Origin of the sequence: Bacillus cereus group sp. MG1 (assembly GCF_040460035.1) — a bacterium.
Taxonomy (GTDB): Bacteria; Bacillota; Bacilli; order Bacillales; family Bacillaceae_G; genus Bacillus_A; species Bacillus_A cereus.
Genome location: NZ_JARVGY010000002.1, coordinates 251,903 through 271,005, shown reverse-complemented (window position 1 = coordinate 271,005; position 19,103 = coordinate 251,903). Strand labels below are relative to the sequence as shown.

Sequence of the window (19,103 nt, the reverse complement as noted above, 5' to 3'; positions counted from 1 at the left end):
GATGAAAAAAAAGAAGTTACAAAAATCAGCACTTTCTTTTACCCTACTCTTTTTTTTAGGTATTTCTTCTTTTCCGCTTACAACAACCATTCATGCGGATACACAAGGGGCACAAACTGCAGAAAAGAAACAAGTCTCTTTAACGGAGCGTACGTCATTATTTTTTGACTATCTCCAGCAAGGTAAATATGCAGAAGCACTTCAGTTGACGTCTGCTGCTTTTCAATCCAAGTTTACGGCAAACATATTACAAAACTGGTGGACACAAAGTGGCGGGAGCAGGATTACAAGCATGGGAACACCTGTTATTAAAGAACGAAACATAGTCCATCAAACGGTTGAAATTCCAGGAGCTATCGAAGGAACTACTATTCCACTACTCCTTAAATTCACGCCTGGTGGCAAAGTTGATGAAGTTGGCGTAAGGACGACGCCACAGAAATCTTATACCATCCCGCATCCTAGTTATGACCAACCTGATTCCTACCAAGAACGTGAAATCGTAATTGGAAATACTACATACCCGTTACCAGCCACATTAACGGTTCCAAAACATAAACCTGGCGAAAAAGTACCTGTTATTGTACTTGTTCACGGTTCTGGTCCGCAAGATCGTGACAGTACATTTATGGGAGCTAAAATCTTTAGAGACCTTGCAGCTGGTCTTTCATCAAGCGGTATCGCAGTGTTACGTTACGAGAAACGTTCCTTAGAACACGGTTTTAAAATGACTGCAGAACCTGCTACGTTAGACCGAGATACTACAGATGATGCCATCTATGCTGCAAAATCAGCAGCGCAGCAGGAAGGTATTGACCCAGATAACATTTTCATTCTCGGACATAGCCAAGGTGCTGGCACCATGCCACGTATACTAAGCAAAGCACCTTCATCACTTGTAAGAGGAAGTATTTTAATGGCACCACCTGCACGTCCTTTTACTGACATGCTCCTTGATCAGTATCAATACCTTGGGGCACCAAAGGAGTATATTGATGAACTAAAAAAACAATTTGCTTATATTGAGGATCCTACTTTTAATCCAGATCACCCACCAGCTGGTTATAATTATCTTTCTCCACATTTCATGTATGATGTGACCCGTTGGCATCCAGTTGAGGAAGCAAAATCACGAAAAGAGCCATTACTGATTCTACAAGGCTCACGTGATTATCAAGTAACAGTAAAAGAAGAGTTTACGAGATGGCAAAAAGGTCTTTCAAGTCGCAGTAATGTTCAGTTTAAAGAATATCCGAAATTGAATCACATCTTCACGGAGGGCGACGGGGAATTCAGTCACCCTAGTGAATACGAAGTCCCTTCCAATGTTCCTGCGTATGTCATCCAGGACATCGTTACATGGATCAATGAGACAAAGAAATAAGAAAACAACAAAAGCCATCATGCAATCATCATTGCGTGATGGCTTTTGTGATACTAATGATTCCATAAACGTGATACTGACATATCTATTATTCTCTTTATTGTTTCAACAGAGCAAAAAAGATACCACCTCTTTTGAGAGAAGGTTCAGATTCTAAAATATATCCAATTTCATCATTTTCTCGGTCGGAAGTATGCTGATTAATTTGGAAGCTGCCTGGTGATTTTTTTTGTAACCATTGAACTATGCCATTTATGGCCGGTTACATCACTTCGATATTGAATAACGTCCCCAACATTCACATTAACAGCTTGTGAAACGAAATTCGTACAATCTCCCCGTCATTCCAATGCTATAATCGCCAAATCTAGGATTTCGTCTCTTTGCCCAACATACTGCATAACTAGCAGCTGCACTTCCATTTATACTAAAAAAATAATACTATGCTTGTTGTGAGAGCTAAAAACAAACGTATGTTCCGGTTCGATATACTTGCTAGCAGGTAGAGTCATAATCTGCTTTCTACATGTAATGTATTTATTATCTTTTGTGTTTGTTTGCAAGTAAGTACATCCTAGACTTGATATTTTTACAGCGCTTATTGGCTTCACATCTTGCTATTTCTGGTCCATCAGTGCAAGAATAAAAGATTTATTTCAATATGTAGGAATGCATATTATTTCTCTTGGATGTTATGATATACTCTCTTTGTGAGCTGATACAATATTTCTTTAGATTGGAAAACTAAAACCTCATTAACCCAAGTTGGGGGCGCCTTATGGCGTCTTTTTTTAGTTCTGCTACATTAGATATTTAGCTTAGATATGGAAGTAACTCGAAAACAAACAATAAGCTACCCATTTGGACAACTTATTTACATCATTTTCGAATGTGGAAGTTCCATCTTTCAAAGTCACCCTATTAAATAGGATTAGATGTATAAAACATATTAGTTACAGAATGCTCTCGACTTGAGGCTACTACAAATGCTTCCTCCTAATCATCCATATGAATATATGACTTACTTCTGATCAATTTGTCGTTGTTGTTTTTCGTTAAAACACATTGAGAATTGTGGATATTTTTCTGCTTCTTTCTTTGTTCCTATAAAGAATTGCGAATATGTTAATCCCGCTTGCGATGATACTGATCTATTGTGAATATCTTTGCCTTTTTCTAACCTCTTAACTTGGTTTCCGCTTTTGTCTACATAATAGTATTTTACATTATCCCATCCAGAATCAAGGTCACTTTCCCTACCAATTCTTTCATTCGATGATGTTTTCAATAGTCCATCTTTAGTTACTTGATATATAATTTTCTTATCTTCAATTTTTAGGGATGGTGCATCCTTGATGTTATAAAGGACACCCACGCATCCTTTGTAACCATCAGGTATTAAAAAGACCTTCTTAGCAAAAGAATTATACATATCATATATCCAAACAATAGGGGTACCTAGTATGATAACAGACAAAAAAAAGGCTATTCCAGCATAAGCATATTTACTCTTACGGATGGAGTACCAAGCCAAAAATATAAACAGTATAAAAAGTGGTATTGCTTGAATGAAGAGAAACCCTTTCAAAAAATCAAGTTGAGTACTGTCTGGAGGGTCTGTTGCCATCCCACCTATAAATAATGCTAATGGAGCTGTGATGAGATTCAATCCTAAACTAAGATAAATCAATAACAACAGGTTTTTATTTTTTGGTACTTTATCCACCCGAATTCCTCCTACACTTAATACAATTAAGCTCTTGTTGCACAGCAAACCCTTTCCCATTTTGAGAAAGACATGATCCGCCCTTAATATTTTTTCTTTTTAAGCCGATAAAGCCCCCTCAGACTGGCTCCCAGTGCAATGACAGTCATACCGATAAAGATACTTAGGGAAGCAACCTGATTTGGAATCAATTTGGAAATGTTTGCCCAAAGTAATGTAATGCTTGCAAGCCATGTTAAACTGATGATATAAAACCAACCTGATTTTTTGTCCATTACCTGTTCATCTCTCTTCTCCTAATTATTTGTTGGGATTTTAAAATGTATAGGATATATATGTAAGATTTACGTTATGACTTATTATTAGAAGTAAGAAAATATTGAACTTTATCCTCACAAAGCAATCCTATTTCCTTTCTTTAAATAACTCTATTTATTTTTTATACACTCCTAGACTAGGCAAACTTTTAGCATGAATGTTTTCGTAAATGCAAACGTTCTTCCTCACCAAAACATTAAGTACATTAGTCCATTTCTTCGTTTAAGAGGAGCTGGTTTTACATAAGATAAAACACTAAAAAAACTGTGCACAAAAACCTGCTTGGTAACAAGTTTTTGGCACAGTTCTATTATTTGATCCCTTTCATAAGTACCTGAATCTTTGGAGCCATGAAATATAAAATAACACTTAAAACAATGGATATTCCGCCAATTACACCGAAATAAATAATCTCTGTTTCAGGATTATATAATCGAACAAGCTGCGCATTGATAGCTTGTGCAGAAGCACTCGTTAAGAACCATAGACTCATTGTTTGAGCAGAGAACGCTGCTGGTGCTAGTTTTGTAGTAATAGATAATCCGACAGGTGATAAACAAAGTTCCCCGATTACGACTAAAAGGAAGCTAATGATTAACCATATTGGGCTAACAAGGGATTCGGTACCATGGATATATGCAGGAATAATCATCACTAAGAATGATAAACCAGCAAATAATAAACCGATTGCAAATTTATTTGCTGTACTTGGTTGGCGTGAATTCAGCTTTACCCAAAGCCAAGCAAATACTGGTGCTAGTAAAACAATATAAATAGGGTTTAAAGATTGGAACCATGAAGATTGAACCTCCAATCCTGCAAAGTTTAACTGCGTACGTTGATCAGCATAACTAGCTAAGATGATTGCTCCCTGCTCTTGAATCGCCCAAAACATCGTAGCAGCGATAAATAGTGGTATGTAAGCAATTAAGCGAGATTTTTCAACTTCTGTCGTCTTTGGACTACGGTACATAAAGACAAAGTAGCCTGTTGGAATTAGAATACCTAAGATACTTACAAGTAAAGTAAATCGATCAATCGTTAAAATACCTGTTGGAATTGTTAACACACCAACTAGTGCAATTGTGATAATACCAATACTAAACTGTATAAGGACCTTTTTTCTTTCCTTGTCTGTTAAAGGATTTGGTACTTGCGTTCCTGCTAATCCTAGATTTTTCTTTTTCGTAAGAACATACATAATTAATCCAAATAACATACCAATTGCAGCCACACCAAAACCTAAGTGAAAGTTATACTTTTGACCGAGTGTTCCAATCACAAACGGAGATAATAGAGCCCCTAAATTAATACCCATATAGAAAATACTGAAACCTGAGTCACGTCTAGTGTCTGTTTCGCTATATAAATCACCAACAATACTAGATACATTCGGTTTTAATAACCCTGTTCCAAGTATTAAAAATACCATTGAGATAAATAATGTACTAACCGTGCCTGGTAGAGCTAAGATGAGATGACCAATCATTATTAAAACGCCACCCCAAAATATTGTTCTACTTGAACCTAATAGGCGGTCAGCAATCCACCCACCAATAATGCCAGACATGTAAACTAACGAACCATAGATAGCCATAATGGATGCAGCTGTGGCGTGATCCATCCCTAAGCCACCTTTAGAAATGGAATAGTACATATAGTAAAGTAATATTGCTCTCATTCCATAGTAAGAAAATCGCTCCCAAAATTCTGTAAAGAATAGGGTAAATAGCCCTTTTGGATGTCCAAAGAAACCATTTTGTGGAACGGTGCGAATGATATCGCTTTTGTTAAGCTTCTCCATACAAATACACTCCTAATATACAAATATAATAATTCATTTTTAAGTATATACCAAAAAATAGAAAATTTAAATAAATTTTTATTTGTGTAATAATTAGATTTTTAAGAAAAAACTAATTTATGTGTTGTTTTCGATGATAATTTTATGTAAATTATATAATATATATATAATAATTCTGATAGTGATATTGTACAAATATAAATACAAATATAGGAGGATTTATATATTGGCAATGAAAGCAGTTACGATAGAAGAAATTTATCAAGAAATATTGGATGGCAAAAGGAAACGATTCCCTCCAAATACTTGGAAAGAAGATTTAGATAATAAACTCGCCCGCAGAGTAATCACATATTTATTACACAGTATCTTAAAATGGGATAAGGAAGACATCAGAAAAAAATGGAACACTCAATTACTTGTAAAGTATAAATTACGAGGATTACTCAAACATAGATACGAAAATAGCCCTTTTAAAGCAATAAATGATTTATACCCAAGTGAGTTTAAAGAATGGGAGTTTGGTATGACTCCTTTAAATTTTTGGACGAAAGAAAAGGCATTAACGATTTTGAGATGGATGATTGAAGAAAAAAAAGGGTTATCGAACGAAAAGCTCTTACGCGTATACGGCAAAAAATGGTTGGAGAAAAACAAACTTAGTGCCCCTCTGGCTATGTACTGGAATAGTAGTCCGTTTGCAATGATTAACGATTTGTACCCTAGTCGTTTTAAAGAATGGGAATTTCTCATGACGCCCAATAACTTCTGGACAAAAGAAAAAGCATTAGAAGCATTGAAATGGACCATTGAAGAAAAAGAAAAATTAACGCCCGAACAAATACTGGATGTTTACAGTATAAAGTGGCTAAAGACTCACAGATTAGCGTCTCCATGTCAATTAATGTGGGGAAATAGTCCATTTAAAATGATAAACGACTTATATCCAGGTCGCTTTAAAGAATGGGAATTTAAAGTTACACCAGTTGGCTTTTGGTCCAAATGTAAAGCACTAGAAGCATTAAGATGGACCATTGAAGAGAAAGAAAAACTGGATGAAAAACAGCTATTAAACGTATTTAATCAACGATGGCTCATAAAACAAAAATTACGGACACCCTTACAACGCTATTGGAAAGGAAGCCCCTACGGGATGCTTATTGCTTTATATCCAAATCGTTTTTCTAAAGGTATGTTAAAAGGGTATTGTAATAATTAAAGTGGAAATGTAAGTATGCAGAGACGCCCTTTGGTGTCTCTTTTTGAAATCCTATGTAAGTACATTCTTATGTGCCTATCGCTTTATTTATCGAAGAAAGTGAACCTGTTATATTATTTCCCAATCCATCTCGTCAAAGCCATACCAAGAAACCCAGCGCCCATCCCTATCATCCACCCAGTTTTGGCGCCTCCAAACATAGATCCCACTCCCGCGCCAAGAAACGTACAGCCCACGAATACTATCCCCCGATGCCCCAGTTCGGTCGTTCCATACTTCATCCCCACCCTTTCTTTACAACATATACTATATGCAAGCTAAAATTTCTAGCTTATGAACTGTTCATTTTCTCGACTATAACTATATGTTTCATATCCATTACTTACAGGTCCAAATGTCATTTTTACATCAATGCGTTACTTAACTTCATTGGTTACTTTTTTTCATTTTATAGAAGATTATTTCTCAACACATAACACATGGAATTACATTACCAGTAATGGTAATATAAAGGTACCTTCAATTGTTAACTGTTGTTCCCTTTTTGAAAGTCCTGTCAAAAGACAGGACTTTTTAAATTTACTTTCTACTAATTTGGCTTTTTCGTTAATATCCTTTCACCTTGTATTTATTTGTTTTGTTATCTTTCCTTAACAACAAATAAGACGTCGCCAAAATCAAGGCAGCGCCTACTATAATTCCTATACACTTAATCAAAATCATTTATCCTCAAATTATTAATTACTTTGCTTCAATACCCATTCTCTTTACGAAAAGTATCTTTTCCATTCATGAAGTCAGCTGTATTACCAGAAATGCTATATTTCTTATTCTTTTTCTTAGACTTCTTCTTCAGCCTTTTCTCTTCTTGGATAGCTTGCAAATCCGCCTTCCATTGTTTCAACAAATCCTTTTCACGTCGCATCGAATTTGTACCCCTTGGTTTAAAATGTGAACCAGATAATTAGATTCTACCTATTCATATGGATATCCTCTAATCCAATGTACCAAGTTATGTTTTTCTTTTTAAATAGACCAACAATATATTAAAATATTCTATATATCCAAGGAGGTTTGTCATGCTCAACTTTCATAAAGAATTACCCCTATTAGGATTCTTTTTGTTTTTATACAGTTTTATTGGTATCATCTTTATATTACTATTCCTGAGCGTGTAGTAACAATGCAATGCGTATACATATATGTTTAATGTGTAAATTCTATAAAAGAAGTAAAAAGCACCTCTGCTGGATGATTAATATATACTATATATTAATTAGGAGAAAACATTTGGTATAATATAAGTGCTTTATTATATGTGTTTTCTTCAAACCGTCTTAGGAGGAAAGCAGTTTTTTATTTTTTCAATAGTACTTACTAACTATTTCTGTTAATATTTAGTTACCGATATGTGTATCAACCGGCCTGTGCTTCTGTACGGGCTTTTTTGATGCTTTCATGCTTCGTAATACCCAGGAACCTGTCTTAGTATTCGGGAATTTTACTAGATTCCCGAATACTAAGACAAACAAAAGCCTGTCCTATTAACTCTATAAAGACACCATTGCAAATATAACCCCTTATAGCTTCTATAGATTCTCAACTTTTTCATAATATTTATGAGAGTTTTTTTATATTCATATTTCTGTAACATCTTTATATAACGTTTCAATATATTACGTGTTAAACTTAAAACATTCCAAGAAGTCCTTTACTTTTAGAATCGACAATTCTTCAATACCCTTAGTCTTGCCCTGCATCCCCTGCAGGGCTTTTATCATTTAGCTAGAATTGATAAAGCCTTTTGTAGATTTCTTCAACCCTATCTGTACTGTTATTTATATCTCTAGCTCTTAAATTCTTTGTGAGCCACAAGATTTTCTTCCGTTCATATTCATCTCTCTGCTATTTATCCGTTATTTTCCATCCTTAATAATCCGTTTATTGATGCGTTCCATAACTTTATCCTTAGTTAGATTTTCAATAACATTGGAAATTGAAAAAGTGAAACTATCTGTTAAAGGCAATTCGAAAAATATTAAAGTTATGATAGATTCAATGAAATTAGATCCACCTCAATCCCTTTAAAACAAATATAGCCCAAAATTCCTATTTAATTTCTTTAAATTTAAACTATATAGAAATTTATTTAACTTTTAATAATTAAGTCTAGCTATGAGACTATACAAAAAATCGTCAGCGCTTTTAAAAAGAAACTGACGATTTTTTTATTCTCTTACATTTTTATTTAAATTGGCATCAACAATAATTCCATTGACATCTATAATAATTATGTATGTTATATATTTCTTAATCTCTTGTTTTAATTAAATAACAGATTCGCTATGCGAACCGAACAAACAATCTCTTATTTCTCCATGATTCTACAAATGCGCTTTAAATTTTATACAACTTGAAACTGATCCACCAATGTCATCTTTATTTGATGAGGCCTTTTCTATTTTTAAATCGTAGTGCTTTTAATATAGTTTCTTTCATGATTTCGTTTCGATTTCTCTTTTGTTTCCGTTGTTCTTGAAATGAAATTGGAAATTAATTATAGTATCCCAAATGGTATACACAAGCTATTTCACACAAATGATTGACCATATTCTTTAAATTGTATTTAATCATTAATTTTTGAATTACCAATAATATTTTTCTGGGTTATTACATTAAAGTTAATATTGTGATATATTTATATTCGGAATAATTATATCTTACATTTAAAGGGAGAATTTTAATGGATAACCTACTATTGAAAAAGGACTTAACAACGGATCAAATGGTTCTTGTTACTTCAGAGTTTGAGAAAAAGAAAAAATCAAAAGGACTTGCTTACCTAATTTGGTTTTTTCTAGGCGGACTTGGTGGTCACCGCTACTACGCACGTGACTTTGGTATGGCAATTGCCATGACACTTACTCTTGGAGGGCTTGGTTTCTGGGCTTTAATCGATGTTTTCTTTATTGGAAGCCGAATTGGTAAGAAAAATGAAATGTTAGAACGTGAAATTATTATGAAAGTTAAAAAGATGACTGCTTCAAAACGTTTATCTTCATAAAAAGCCTCCTTTGGGAGGTTTTTTATACAAACACTTCAATTTATGTTTTCACTAAATACTTTTTCCAATAACAAGTATCCTCCCCCCATAACATGTAGCCATCAATACATCATACACATTTCTAATTCTTGTTTCTCACTGCGTGTAATCATATACAACTTTACGTAACTCGTCCTTACTTCTCTTTTTATGTATTTTTATGTTTTAAGAAAATGACTCCACCAACTAAAAACTTTTTTCACTTTAAAGGTTTAAACAATTACGACCACATTTTTTTGAAATAAAAAGCATCTAATTCTATTTGAATTAGATGCTTACATTTAGTCCTTAACCCTAACAATCTAAACTATTTATGCGTTTGTAGATCTTTTTTTATTACATCCCAGAGTGAATTATCTTGACGCATCGGTTTACCCTCTTCATCCCATTTTAATTTTCCTGTTCCCAATTCATAATTCATCCCTGTCCATGTGTCTTCACGGAATGCATAGAATGATTTATGCCATCCTTTTTGGTTAAAGATAGAAATAAGATCTTGCATGTATTGGGTAGCACCTGGAACAGTACGGTTAATTCCAAACTCCTCTGCGATAATTCGATTAGATGGTACATGATTTATCTTAGACTTAGGAAACTTTTACGTATAATTTACCTATAGTCCTAAAATTTCTACAATCTGACGAGCTTTATTATTATCAATATAATAATGCATCTCTAATCCTTTTCTTTCTGCACGGATTACAATTCCTTTTAACTTTGCTAAATGTTGTGAAATAGTGGATTGTGGAAGTTTTAATATTTCTGTTAACTGTGTAACATTGCACATTTTATAATGCATTAACTCACTTATAATTTTTAATCGAACCGGATGTGCCATTACCCTTATTACATCTACATCTTCTTCGCGTATTTTAACTAGGTCATTATTAGATATTACAGTTAACATTTCGCATTCTCCTTTATTATTAATTTCTATTTTCCTATTATCCTTATAAGTAATACTTATAGATAATTACAATTTTTCCTGTTGAGAAAATATATTCTGCTCAATACAAAAAAGACACCTATTCCGAAAACAGTTTTTTACCGTTCCAATGAATTGGTGTCTTATAATTTTTTAACTAGACTCTTTTTATTCATATTATAATTTCCACATAACTTTGAATAATGCTTTCTAAGCAAAAACAATACTTCCACTCCTCGTTTCAAGAAAAATTTAATTGAAATATTTACTTTCTCATATTGCTAAACCTATAAGAACCCTCTACTCATCTCACCTTTTACATCATATATTATTTATTTCTCAACACAAAAACATGGAATAAAAATTCCAATAATGGTAATATAATGGTACCTTCGGTTGTTAACTGTCATCCCTTTTTTTAATCCCTGTCTTTAAAGACAGGGATTTTAAATTTCCTTAACTAAAACTGTCTATTAATTATAAACCTAAAACTTCAATAAGCTGCCACTATAGTAAAGAGAGGCTTTCATATTTATTCATTCCCCTTTCATGCAAACATGATATTTTCCGACTCACTTCAATCACATCACGTTTGCGTGAATAGTTAATGAGAAAACCATGAATAAAATATAATTGGGTCATCACAATTAATTTATTTTTCTGAATTTTATCGAAAAATAAATATAATACAATTAAACGAACTGGATACTTTGCTATAATGGTAATATATAACATTAGTAGACTTTTATAGGATGGGGGAATATATAATGATGGTTTCAGCTAAGGGGAATAATGAAATTACAAAGCTATTAAGCGATTGGTATGTTGAAATCCGCTCAAGGCGTATAGGTAATGCACATCAATTAAAAGAAATAATTGATTCTAAGATGCATAATATTGAAGAGGATCAAGATTTATTACTCTACTACTCACTACTAGATTTTAGATACCAATTTGTAATTGATAATTTAAGCGTTTCAAAAAGCAGTTTTGACAAAGTTGAGGCTTTTGATATGCCTACAGATAATTTCCTAGCTTATTATTATCACTTTTTCAAAGGGATTCATGCCTCTACTATTGGCGAATATCAAATCGCAAAGGAGAGTTATGAAAAAGCAGAAAAACTTTTAGACTGCATTCCTGATGAATTGGAAAAAGCGGAATTTTATTATAAAGTTGGAGCTTTCCATTATGACATATATCAAGGGCTATTATCTTATAAAAAAGTATCAGAGGCAAGAGAAATCTTTGCTCAACATGCTGGGTATGAGATCAATGTAGCATTCTGTGATAATCTTATAGGCTTAGCTTGTACTCATTTGAGAGAATGGGAGCTCGCTGAAGAATATTTCACGAAAGCAATGGATATGTTCCAAAAAATAGACGAAGAACAATTTATTTTAATGGTGCGTCAAAATTTAGGGTTAATGTATGCTACTCAAAATCTTTCGCCATTAGCCATTAGATATCTTTCAGAAGTAAATCAAAAAATGCCTAACAATTATAAGGCTCTTTTTATTGAGGCAAGGGAACACATGAAGGAAGGAAATCACTCCGTCGCCAAAGATCTCATAGCAAAGGGATATTCCGTTTGTCAAGAGATTGAAAATATAGAGTATCTTCACCATTTTAAAATATTAGATGCAATGAATGGAGGTTTTCCTGCCGAAGCACTTGAAAGGACAGTGTTAAAAGGCGTATCATATTTTAAAGAGCAAGAACTTTTTGAATTCATTAAGGAATACGAAGAATATCTTGCTACTGCATTTTATAAAGAGAATAACCATATTAAAGCAAGTCATTATTTCTATTCATGTTCTCAAGCAGGAAAAAAGTTATTGAGAAGGAGGCATTAAAATGAAAAAGACAATTCTCGGTTTAGTTGGTGTAATTACTATTTTTACTTTAATGTTTGGTGCCCAATCCCCTACAGAAACACATAAAGCTATTGATGTTATTCAATATGCTCACGGAAATCATGGTGGTTAAGATCTTAATTTAGCGAGGATAAAATCGCACAATACACTCATAGCCATACTGACGGATATTAAATGAATAAAGGTCTTCACTTCATTTTTTACTGAAAGATAAGAAAAGTGAACTTTGAGGTTTGAATTAGCAATAAAGGTATGTTGTTAAACAATTGTAGGGAATAAAAAGAGGAGTGGGGGAATCCACTCCTTTTATCACGACAATTTGTGGTTTAAATTCAGTTTTTATCCCTCATACGTCTCAAATAACTTTTTCAAATACTCCTGTTTTCCTTCTGCTATGTACTGCTCAGCTTCTATCAAACGAGTCGCTAATTCATTCTTTGTTAGACGCATATATTGTCTATAAACATTCTTTAAACTTCTGTCAAGTTTTAATTGCCCAAACTCATGAAAGGAATATTTTTTATTTTTACGATAAGGAAGATGCTTTTCCAGCTCTTTTTGCTTTTTCTTATAACTCTTACTTTTTTCTTTATAATATGCATAGAGTTCTTCATGATTTCTAATGGTGTTAAAATGAATCCCTTTGCCTTGTTCATCAAGTTCTTTTGTCTTTTTAGATACATTGTGTAAGGTAACTTCTTTGCCCTCCGTAAGGAGGACATCTATTGCTTTTTTACCTAGTTTAAAGGAGTTAACCCTTCGTTTTTCATAATCGTTCTCTAAACCGCTTTTATGTCTTTTTAATGATAAGTTTTGGCTCATTCTCCTTATCTCTCCTATACTCCTCAATTAATGCTATTTCTTTCAATTCAACTTTCGCATCGTGTATCGTTTTTTTAAATTTTGTTACTTCCAATTTGAACCCTTTTTCTTGGTGATACTCCATTGATTTTTGTGCCCATTCTAAATAAGAAATTAACTCGTGCTTTTGTTCTGGTTCAGGTATTTTAGTACCACATCCTACACATGCAAACTTTATTGGACAAATCTTATTAGTGACACATGTACCCCCAACAGTTTTACTAAAAGGTCCACTAATTTCTCTCTGACGTTTAAAAATTTCTTGTAGCTCTTTTGGGTTTCTTAATACTTCCTTCATAATGTCAATTTTAGTAGTCATAGAAGTATGAAAGTCGAACACCAAACCTGTTACTTGGCTTTGGGTAGGTTGAGAATAATATCCTGTAACTGATACATCCTTTTGGTTAAGAATCATTGCTACGACATCAATCGGGAGTTCCTCTGCCTGTACCGCATGTGTCGCAAAACTGTGGCGTAATAAGTGTGGTTTCAGCTTTACTAATTTCTTGTCTTGTGTCTCATAAACCAATCCGAAACAGATGAAGTTTAAAACACATGCAAAAGTTATATGTCCAAAATGCTTACCGTAAAACTGAAATAAATAGGGTTGGTCTGGGCGCGATACACCCGTACTTTTACGATATCTAAATTCCACAGTTGGAAGTGAACCTTTATAATGTACATCTCTAAGGTAAAAACCAATTTCCTTTATTAAATCAAAAGTATCTTTGACGACATAAAAGATTGCAGGCTCATCTCTTCCTTTCGGAATAGCTCTAAACATGTACGCTGTTATCTCTTGATTTGTTTCTGAATCGATGACAATTCCCTGATCTAAACACCCTGTGCCAAAATGAATTTGCACCATTTCCCCTAACCTTGAACCTGAAGACGTAAATATATCTAGTGCTGTCGCACCGAATAGAGCTGTAATGTACAATACCTCAATGTTCATTAAAATGCCATCGGCATGATTCTGGTTTTCAGATACAAAAATACCTTGTGATAGAATGCCTTTGTGATTAGAATAGAAAGGCGTAGTAAGACCCTCAGAACCTAGTTCGCTATATCCGTACATCTCAAGTATTTTCAATTTTCTTTTTATTTTCTCTTCGCTTAAAGATTGATGCCAAATTCCGATTAATTGATGTTCCAAAATGGGTAAAAACCAAAAACCTTCAGTTTCTTCTACTGGTTTACCAGTTTCATCATCTAATACTTCTGCTTTTAAAAACTCGACGAAGTATTCATTGTTTTTATCTGAATAAGTCAATTTTTGTGCTTTTGCATTACCAATGGTTACTGAAGAATAATTGTCACTATGATGAAGTACGAAAGACGGTTTATCCCATAATCGAAAGGAAAAAAGCTCCTTTGATACATCTCCACGTTCTCCGTTTTCAATATAAGAAAATTCAAAAGGAAGAGGATAACCGTGATCTTTTACTAATTTCACAACCTCAAGGTATTTCTGTCGCAAACGCCTAACTTGATTCAAACGGAATCCACCTTCAGCACGAATTTTTAAAAAGTCTTTCGAAATTGCGTCTGTTTCGGACTTCCGTTTATTCTTTGCATTTTCAATTGCAGATTTTGTAACTTTAAAATCCCTGGGCTCCAAGTATGTTTGAGGGAATAAAAAAGGGGCAAACACTTCTTGTTGCTCCTTTTTTAATTTAGTCTCGTACCATTTTTGTACATGTTTGACTTCACTTTTATAGAACCTAAAGAATTCACTTCTCTTATGATCTGAATGGGCGGGGAGAATCTCCCCGCGTAAATAATTGGACAGATGTATATCCACATCAAAATCATTAACACTCGCTAGTTTTAGTTCTTGAAAGAGGTTCTTGAGACCGATACTTACTGCTATATTTACCCCGTAAATAGTCATGGGGTCTAAATTTTCATTGGACATTACCATCAAACCTAATGCTAAGTGGTTTGTAAAAGGGTGATTACAACAGTTGCTTTTGAAGTAACGCAAATGCTCGGGATTAACCTTATCCCAAAAGTAGCCTCGTTTATCTTGATAGGCAAGAATGTTGTCATCAACCTTGCCTTTTAATTCTTGATACCATAGTTTACTTTCTAATTTATTAATCACATTCCCACATCCTTAGATTAATGGATTAACTATTCAATTCATTAATAAAGTCCATTAATTCATGTCGTTTTTCAGGAATTTGAACAACCTTATTTCTAGGTTCAACCGAAGGTTGTTTAGCCTTCTTACGAGGCTTTAACGGATTTAAATACTCCTCCTGATCCTGTTTCATCTTTTTCAATAATTTATCATGCACCTTTGCCACATAATCTCTTTCATCAATATAGTGCTCATAGATTTTCATGGTGTCTGCTTTTTCGCTCCAATTTATATAAATTCTTAATTGTTCGATTGCATTATCCTGTTCTACCTTTGTCTTGTAGTTTTCACGAATTTCACGAATGTTTCGGGTTACGAACCAATGACGAGTTTTATGAATGTTGATTTTAATTTCTGCTTTTCCCATGATAGTTAACCAATTTTTTAGAAAGGCATCATACGTGTAGGGATTTCCATATTGATTAAGAAATATTGGAGTTTCATCAGGTGTGTCATTCATGTTTAAAGCACTTTTATTAACTTTCTTTCTCTCACCATGGATATATTTATCAAGTAATTTTAATGTGTCATTATCTACTCTCAAAAACTTTGTCCTTTTTCCATTGCTTCCTTTGTTAAAGGTGGCAAACTCATTCTTGTCATTCCTAGAACGATAGTCACCAAATGTAAGTTCAATAACCTCTCTTGCTCTTGCTCCGGTTTGAAATAACATTCGTGTAATAATTTCGTCTCTAAGTTTCCATTTACTTTTCGCTCCAGCCTTATCAATCATAGCAGGGAGATGAGGAGTATCAATAATCTGAGGTTTCCACTCGCCATTTATGACCTTAAAAAAAGAGTCGGTTAACCTTCTGAATCTTTTTGGTAAAGGTTCTTCTGTCCCTGCCTCATTGGGCATTCTGGGTTTTCCCTCCCTAATACCCTCTTTTAGGGTTTGGTGCTCTTCTAAAATAGCGTGCGTATCAATTAAGGGATTGGGATAAAAATACATCCTTACATGAATCATGATTTTGTAAAAAGATTTTAAAGCACTTAACAATCGACTAACAGTATTAGGGCTTTTATTTGTTAACTTTACATTGTAATGTGTTTTGCTATCGTTAGTTGAAATCTTACAATGAGCTTCATACATCAAATAGTCCTCTATGGATGCCCGTACAATGTGAGGTTCATCATTCCAATTTACAATTCTCCCCTGATAATTACTACCGGTACGAAGCCATGTAAAGAAGGTATAGAGGGTTTTAAGGTAGGATTCCGCACTGCTGTCTGAAACCCTACCCAATGCCTCCTTATAAAAAACCGTGAGAGGTAAGAAAGGAGTATGATGTTTGTCCATTACGATTAATTTAAACTTTTTAGGTTTTACCCCTTCAGGGCATTTAATATGGTAGTAATAATTGCTTTTCATCTCACATTAACCACCTTTATTCCTACTCCAACCAATTGTACAAAGGGATTTTCCCCATGCTTTGTTCCTTCAATCCCCCTCCCTCAAAATCACGTTGTGTGAAATCGACTAAACTTTTTTTCTTCTCATCTGTAATCGGATCTGGTGTCCACTTCTTCGTTATCGCTGCTTTGACAAACTTGAATGGAGCATCAATTGGTCTACTTTGTTGCCGTAAAATTAGACAAATTTTAAGTGCTTGTTCTAATGGTAAAGAAGTGAGAGCTTTATGTACTCCTTCCGGAGGGGAAGTAAGGGTTGCTATTTGATATGCTAATTTGACCAGCTCAAATTTGTTGTAATCAGTAGACGATGATTTTTTGCTTTGGATTTTTTTTAGAGAAGAGCCAGCTAGAGTTGCTACATCGCTTGCTGGTATCTTCCAACCTTCTTTGCGGCTGTTTTGGAATGCATTTGGAAAAAGCCCATCTTTTAGTTTTCTTTTTATGGTTTCTTCGTTTTTATAGCCCAGAAGGGCTGCTACTTCTTTAACTGAAAACCATTTTTCCATATAAACTCCTCCTTAAAGTGTTATTTCCATTATGTTGTTAAACAGATTGTACGTTCTGCTATGATGCCCCGATAGGAGAGAATTTAAGCAATAATGGTTGTATTTGTTACTTCGATGGATGTGGTAATAAGTCGACTGTACAATTAATTTACCTTCTCTTGAACCGAAAGAAATAGCAAAAATGGTGATAAAAGTGAATGACCACGCCACAAACAAGTTTTATATGTGGGTTTGAAATAAAGTAGCGATCTTTCTATATAATAAGTGACTGAATCAGATTCAATAACACTTGACTGAATCGAATTCAGTCGTTTATGATTGAATCAGATTCAGTCGTAAAAATAATACGGTAGGAGATAAATTATGAAAAGAATATCAAAAGAACCTGATATAAGGCGTCAAGAGTTAATGGATATAGGTTTTGAACTTTATATGAAAAACGGTATGGGAGGATTTAGCATAAAGGATGTCGTTAATCATGCAGGTGTAGCGACAGGTTTATTTTATTATTACTTTAAATCTAAAGAAGATTTTGTTGATGAGATTTTAAATGATTTTATTGTGAAAAATATAGAAATAATTCAGCAAATACTTACTTCGAATGAATTGCTCGTTATGCAAAAAATGAAAAATTCTCTAGATATATTTTGGACATTTATTGAAAAACTAGCACCATACAAAGATTCGAGTTCATTTCAGACAGAACAACATTACCTACTTGAGCAGAAATTATTTATGCAATTACAACCACTCATTCAACAAGTGATTGAGGATGGAGTAAAAATAGGAGTATTCCATACTGACAACTTATCTTTAACTTCTGGATTTATTTTATATGGTCTTAGCAGTATTGCCCATTCGGAGCTAAATTTAAATCTTGATACGAAGAAAGAGATGATTAATCTCATATTCACCACATTAAAGTACGATCAAAAAGAAGATATCTAAAATAGCACTATGGAATTTCTATTCCTAGATATGTTTTTAAAAAATACTTTGGTTTTACTCAGTAAACTGACTAACAATAATTTAAAAAAACGATTGTTGGAATAATAATTGATGAAGAGTAAAGGAGAATTAATATGAAAATTTATATTGAAGGAAAAAACATTTCACAAGAAGAACTTACAAAATGGAAAAAAGAACGTATTAAGAAAGTTTTCAATACATTAGGACATAAAGAGCCTCAAATACATGATACAGATGACATGATAAAAAAACTAACGGAACTAAAGTTAAGATATTCATACAATGAAATGTACGATAAGTTGAGATTTAAACTTAGACTGAGTGAGATGGGCATGCGTATTGGTACGGCTTTATCTGGTGAGAGACGGAAATTTTCAAAAACAAGTATTTATTTAGATGGGATTACAGCAGAAGAAGCGATAAATGGAATTGATAGTCTTATGCTTGAACAATCACGCGAGAATAATCAAGTGAATTTATCAGCTTGTCCTGATCACTATGTACTAAGACCTTTTGGAGAAAATCAATTAGAAGTTATAGAAACTACTGGTAATTCTCCATTTCCAGTTCAATTCTTTATTGTTTTTGGTGACGAAACTAGATTGCAAACACCTAGAGATAAGTCTTATCAATACCAATCAACAGGTGTAGCACGTATGAAAGACGGTACTATTATTGGTGGAGTTCGACATCAATTTAAAGATACTGATACTGGGATAGAAGTAAGTCTAGTTGTTGAGTTCCCTGCACTTTGTCCTAACAGCCTTATTAAATCGCATCAAATGCATTTAGCATGTGAGTTTTCTTACTGGTTACAGTGGATAAAAAATCAAAAAAATTAATAATGCA

At 33.7% G+C, this 19,103-nt stretch carries 16 protein-coding genes and 4 pseudogenes; 7 read left to right on the top strand and 13 right to left on the bottom strand.

Annotated elements, in window-relative coordinates; translation table 11 throughout:
• Window position 1 precedes the first annotated feature (1 nt).
• The gene (locus QCI79_RS29165; protein WP_023901420.1) at window positions 2–1,384 is read left to right on the top strand and encodes an alpha/beta hydrolase family protein; all 1,383 of its coding nucleotides are present in this window, start codon (window positions 2–4) and stop codon (window positions 1,382–1,384) included.
• 1,021 nt (window positions 1,385–2,405) lie between these two features.
• Here QCI79_RS29165 and QCI79_RS35080 read toward each other — a convergent pair.
• From QCI79_RS35080 to QCI79_RS29150, 4 genes and pseudogenes are all read right to left on the bottom strand, one after another.
• Window positions 2,406–2,816 carry a DUF6843 domain-containing protein gene (locus tag QCI79_RS35080; RefSeq protein WP_374049753.1) on the bottom strand — a complete coding sequence of 137 codons (411 nt, stop codon included), beginning with the start codon at window positions 2,814–2,816 and terminating at the stop codon, window positions 2,406–2,408.
• Window positions 2,817–2,888: 72 nt separating this feature from the next.
• Window positions 2,889–3,170: pseudogene (locus QCI79_RS35075) on the bottom strand (hypothetical protein); the annotation flags it as partial.
• Window positions 3,171–3,193: 23 nt separating this feature from the next.
• Window positions 3,194–3,385 carry a hypothetical protein gene (locus QCI79_RS29155; protein ID WP_021728304.1) on the bottom strand — a complete coding sequence of 64 codons (192 nt, stop codon included), beginning with the start codon at window positions 3,383–3,385 and terminating at the stop codon, window positions 3,194–3,196.
• Window positions 3,386–3,738: 353 nt separating this feature from the next.
• Window positions 3,739–5,232, bottom strand: coding sequence for a peptide MFS transporter (locus QCI79_RS29150; RefSeq protein ID WP_071699955.1), 1,494 nt, complete (start codon window positions 5,230–5,232; stop codon window positions 3,739–3,741).
• 226 nt (window positions 5,233–5,458) lie between these two features.
• Here QCI79_RS29150 and QCI79_RS29145 point away from each other — a divergent pair, with 226 nt between their 5' ends.
• Entirely contained in the window at window positions 5,459–6,451 is a 993-nt protein-coding gene (locus QCI79_RS29145; protein ID WP_001240850.1) for a DUF4046 domain-containing protein, read from the top strand.
• 113 nt (window positions 6,452–6,564) lie between these two features.
• On the opposite strand, the gene QCI79_RS29140 is transcribed toward QCI79_RS29145, so the two are convergent.
• The 3 genes and pseudogenes from QCI79_RS29140 to QCI79_RS29130 all read right to left on the bottom strand — a co-directional run.
• A complete protein-coding gene (locus tag QCI79_RS29140) occupies window positions 6,565–6,687 on the bottom strand; it encodes a hypothetical protein (RefSeq protein WP_002063117.1) in 123 nt (40 codons plus the stop codon).
• Between the two features lie 515 nt (window positions 6,688–7,202).
• On the bottom strand, window positions 7,203–7,376 hold the full coding sequence (locus QCI79_RS29135) for a hypothetical protein (protein ID WP_021728052.1): 174 nt from the start codon (window positions 7,374–7,376) through the stop codon (window positions 7,203–7,205).
• Between the two features lie 1,446 nt (window positions 7,377–8,822).
• A pseudogene (locus tag QCI79_RS29130) lies at window positions 8,823–9,082 on the bottom strand (IS3 family transposase); the annotation flags it as partial.
• Between the two features lie 112 nt (window positions 9,083–9,194).
• Here QCI79_RS29130 and QCI79_RS29125 point away from each other — a divergent pair.
• Window positions 9,195–9,515 (top strand): TM2 domain-containing protein, encoded by a 321-nt coding sequence (locus QCI79_RS29125; protein ID WP_000369371.1) that lies wholly within the window; start codon window positions 9,195–9,197, stop codon window positions 9,513–9,515.
• 346 nt (window positions 9,516–9,861) lie between these two features.
• Here QCI79_RS29125 and QCI79_RS29120 read toward each other — a convergent pair.
• Together QCI79_RS29120 and QCI79_RS29115 are read right to left on the bottom strand one after the other, a co-directional pair.
• Window positions 9,862–10,140: pseudogene (locus tag QCI79_RS29120) on the bottom strand (glycoside hydrolase family 5 protein); the annotation flags it as partial.
• 27 nt (window positions 10,141–10,167) lie between these two features.
• Window positions 10,168–10,461, bottom strand: coding sequence for an ArsR/SmtB family transcription factor (locus QCI79_RS29115; protein ID WP_021728053.1), 294 nt, complete (start codon window positions 10,459–10,461; stop codon window positions 10,168–10,170).
• 785 nt (window positions 10,462–11,246) lie between these two features.
• On the opposite strand from QCI79_RS29115, the pseudogene QCI79_RS29110 reads away from it, so the two are divergent.
• A pseudogene (locus tag QCI79_RS29110) lies at window positions 11,247–12,340 on the top strand (response regulator aspartate phosphatase).
• A complete protein-coding gene (locus QCI79_RS29105) occupies window positions 12,337–12,468 on the top strand; it encodes a hypothetical protein (protein ID WP_000751016.1) in 132 nt (43 codons plus the stop codon). The pseudogene QCI79_RS29110 and the gene QCI79_RS29105 overlap by 4 nt, the downstream one beginning before the upstream one ends.
• Before the next feature lie 227 nt (window positions 12,469–12,695).
• Here QCI79_RS29105 and QCI79_RS29100 read toward each other — a convergent pair whose 3' ends face one another.
• From QCI79_RS29100 to QCI79_RS29085, 4 genes are read right to left on the bottom strand one after another with little or no spacing between them, the layout of a single operon-like run.
• Entirely contained in the window at window positions 12,696–13,178 is a 483-nt protein-coding gene (locus QCI79_RS29100) for a hypothetical protein (protein WP_021728027.1), read from the bottom strand.
• Window positions 13,147–15,324 carry a site-specific integrase gene (locus QCI79_RS29095; protein WP_021728026.1) on the bottom strand — a complete coding sequence of 726 codons (2,178 nt, stop codon included), beginning with the start codon at window positions 15,322–15,324 and terminating at the stop codon, window positions 13,147–13,149. Before QCI79_RS29095 ends, QCI79_RS29100 begins: the two co-directional genes overlap by 32 nt.
• Window positions 15,325–15,349: 25 nt before the next feature.
• Window positions 15,350–16,735 carry a tyrosine-type recombinase/integrase gene (locus tag QCI79_RS29090; RefSeq protein ID WP_021728025.1) on the bottom strand — a complete coding sequence of 462 codons (1,386 nt, stop codon included), beginning with the start codon at window positions 16,733–16,735 and terminating at the stop codon, window positions 15,350–15,352.
• Window positions 16,736–16,757: 22 nt separating this feature from the next.
• Window positions 16,758–17,285 carry a helix-turn-helix transcriptional regulator gene (locus tag QCI79_RS29085; protein WP_021728024.1) on the bottom strand — a complete coding sequence of 176 codons (528 nt, stop codon included), beginning with the start codon at window positions 17,283–17,285 and terminating at the stop codon, window positions 16,758–16,760.
• A gap of 363 nt (window positions 17,286–17,648) precedes the next feature.
• On the opposite strand from QCI79_RS29085, the gene QCI79_RS29080 reads away from it, so the two are divergent.
• Window positions 17,649–18,233 (top strand): TetR/AcrR family transcriptional regulator, encoded by a 585-nt coding sequence (locus QCI79_RS29080; protein ID WP_000822612.1) that lies wholly within the window; start codon window positions 17,649–17,651, stop codon window positions 18,231–18,233.
• Between the two features lie 134 nt (window positions 18,234–18,367).
• Entirely contained in the window at window positions 18,368–19,096 is a 729-nt protein-coding gene (locus QCI79_RS29075) for a hypothetical protein (RefSeq protein WP_000708315.1), read from the top strand.
• The last annotated feature ends 7 nt before the right edge of the window (window positions 19,097–19,103 follow it).

Bases quoted from the DNA above. Each gene is read 5' to 3' on its own strand.
- QCI79_RS29165 (WP_023901420.1), top strand. From the start codon at position 2: ATGAAAAAAAAGAAGTTACAAAAATCAGCACTTTCTTTTACCCTACTC.
- QCI79_RS35080 (WP_374049753.1), bottom strand. From the start codon at position 2,816: ATGTATAATTCTTTTGCTAAGAAGGTCTTTTTAATACCTGATGGTTAC.
- QCI79_RS29155 (WP_021728304.1), bottom strand. From the start codon at position 3,385: ATGGACAAAAAATCAGGTTGGTTTTATATCATCAGTTTAACATGGCTT.
- QCI79_RS29150 (WP_071699955.1), bottom strand. From the start codon at position 5,232: ATGGAGAAGCTTAACAAAAGCGATATCATTCGCACCGTTCCACAAAAT.
- QCI79_RS29135 (WP_021728052.1), bottom strand. From the start codon at position 7,376: ATGCGACGTGAAAAGGATTTGTTGAAACAATGGAAGGCGGATTTGCAA.
- QCI79_RS29125 (WP_000369371.1), top strand. From the start codon at position 9,195: ATGGATAACCTACTATTGAAAAAGGACTTAACAACGGATCAAATGGTT.
- QCI79_RS29115 (WP_021728053.1), bottom strand. From the start codon at position 10,461: ATGTTAACTGTAATATCTAATAATGACCTAGTTAAAATACGCGAAGAA.
- QCI79_RS29105 (WP_000751016.1), top strand. From the start codon at position 12,337: ATGAAAAAGACAATTCTCGGTTTAGTTGGTGTAATTACTATTTTTACT.
- QCI79_RS29100 (WP_021728027.1), bottom strand. From the start codon at position 13,178: ATGAGCCAAAACTTATCATTAAAAAGACATAAAAGCGGTTTAGAGAAC.
- QCI79_RS29090 (WP_021728025.1), bottom strand. From the start codon at position 16,735: ATGAAAAGCAATTATTACTACCATATTAAATGCCCTGAAGGGGTAAAA.
- QCI79_RS29085 (WP_021728024.1), bottom strand. From the start codon at position 17,285: ATGGAAAAATGGTTTTCAGTTAAAGAAGTAGCAGCCCTTCTGGGCTAT.
- QCI79_RS29080 (WP_000822612.1), top strand. From the start codon at position 17,649: ATGAAAAGAATATCAAAAGAACCTGATATAAGGCGTCAAGAGTTAATG.
- QCI79_RS29075 (WP_000708315.1), top strand. From the start codon at position 18,368: ATGAAAATTTATATTGAAGGAAAAAACATTTCACAAGAAGAACTTACA.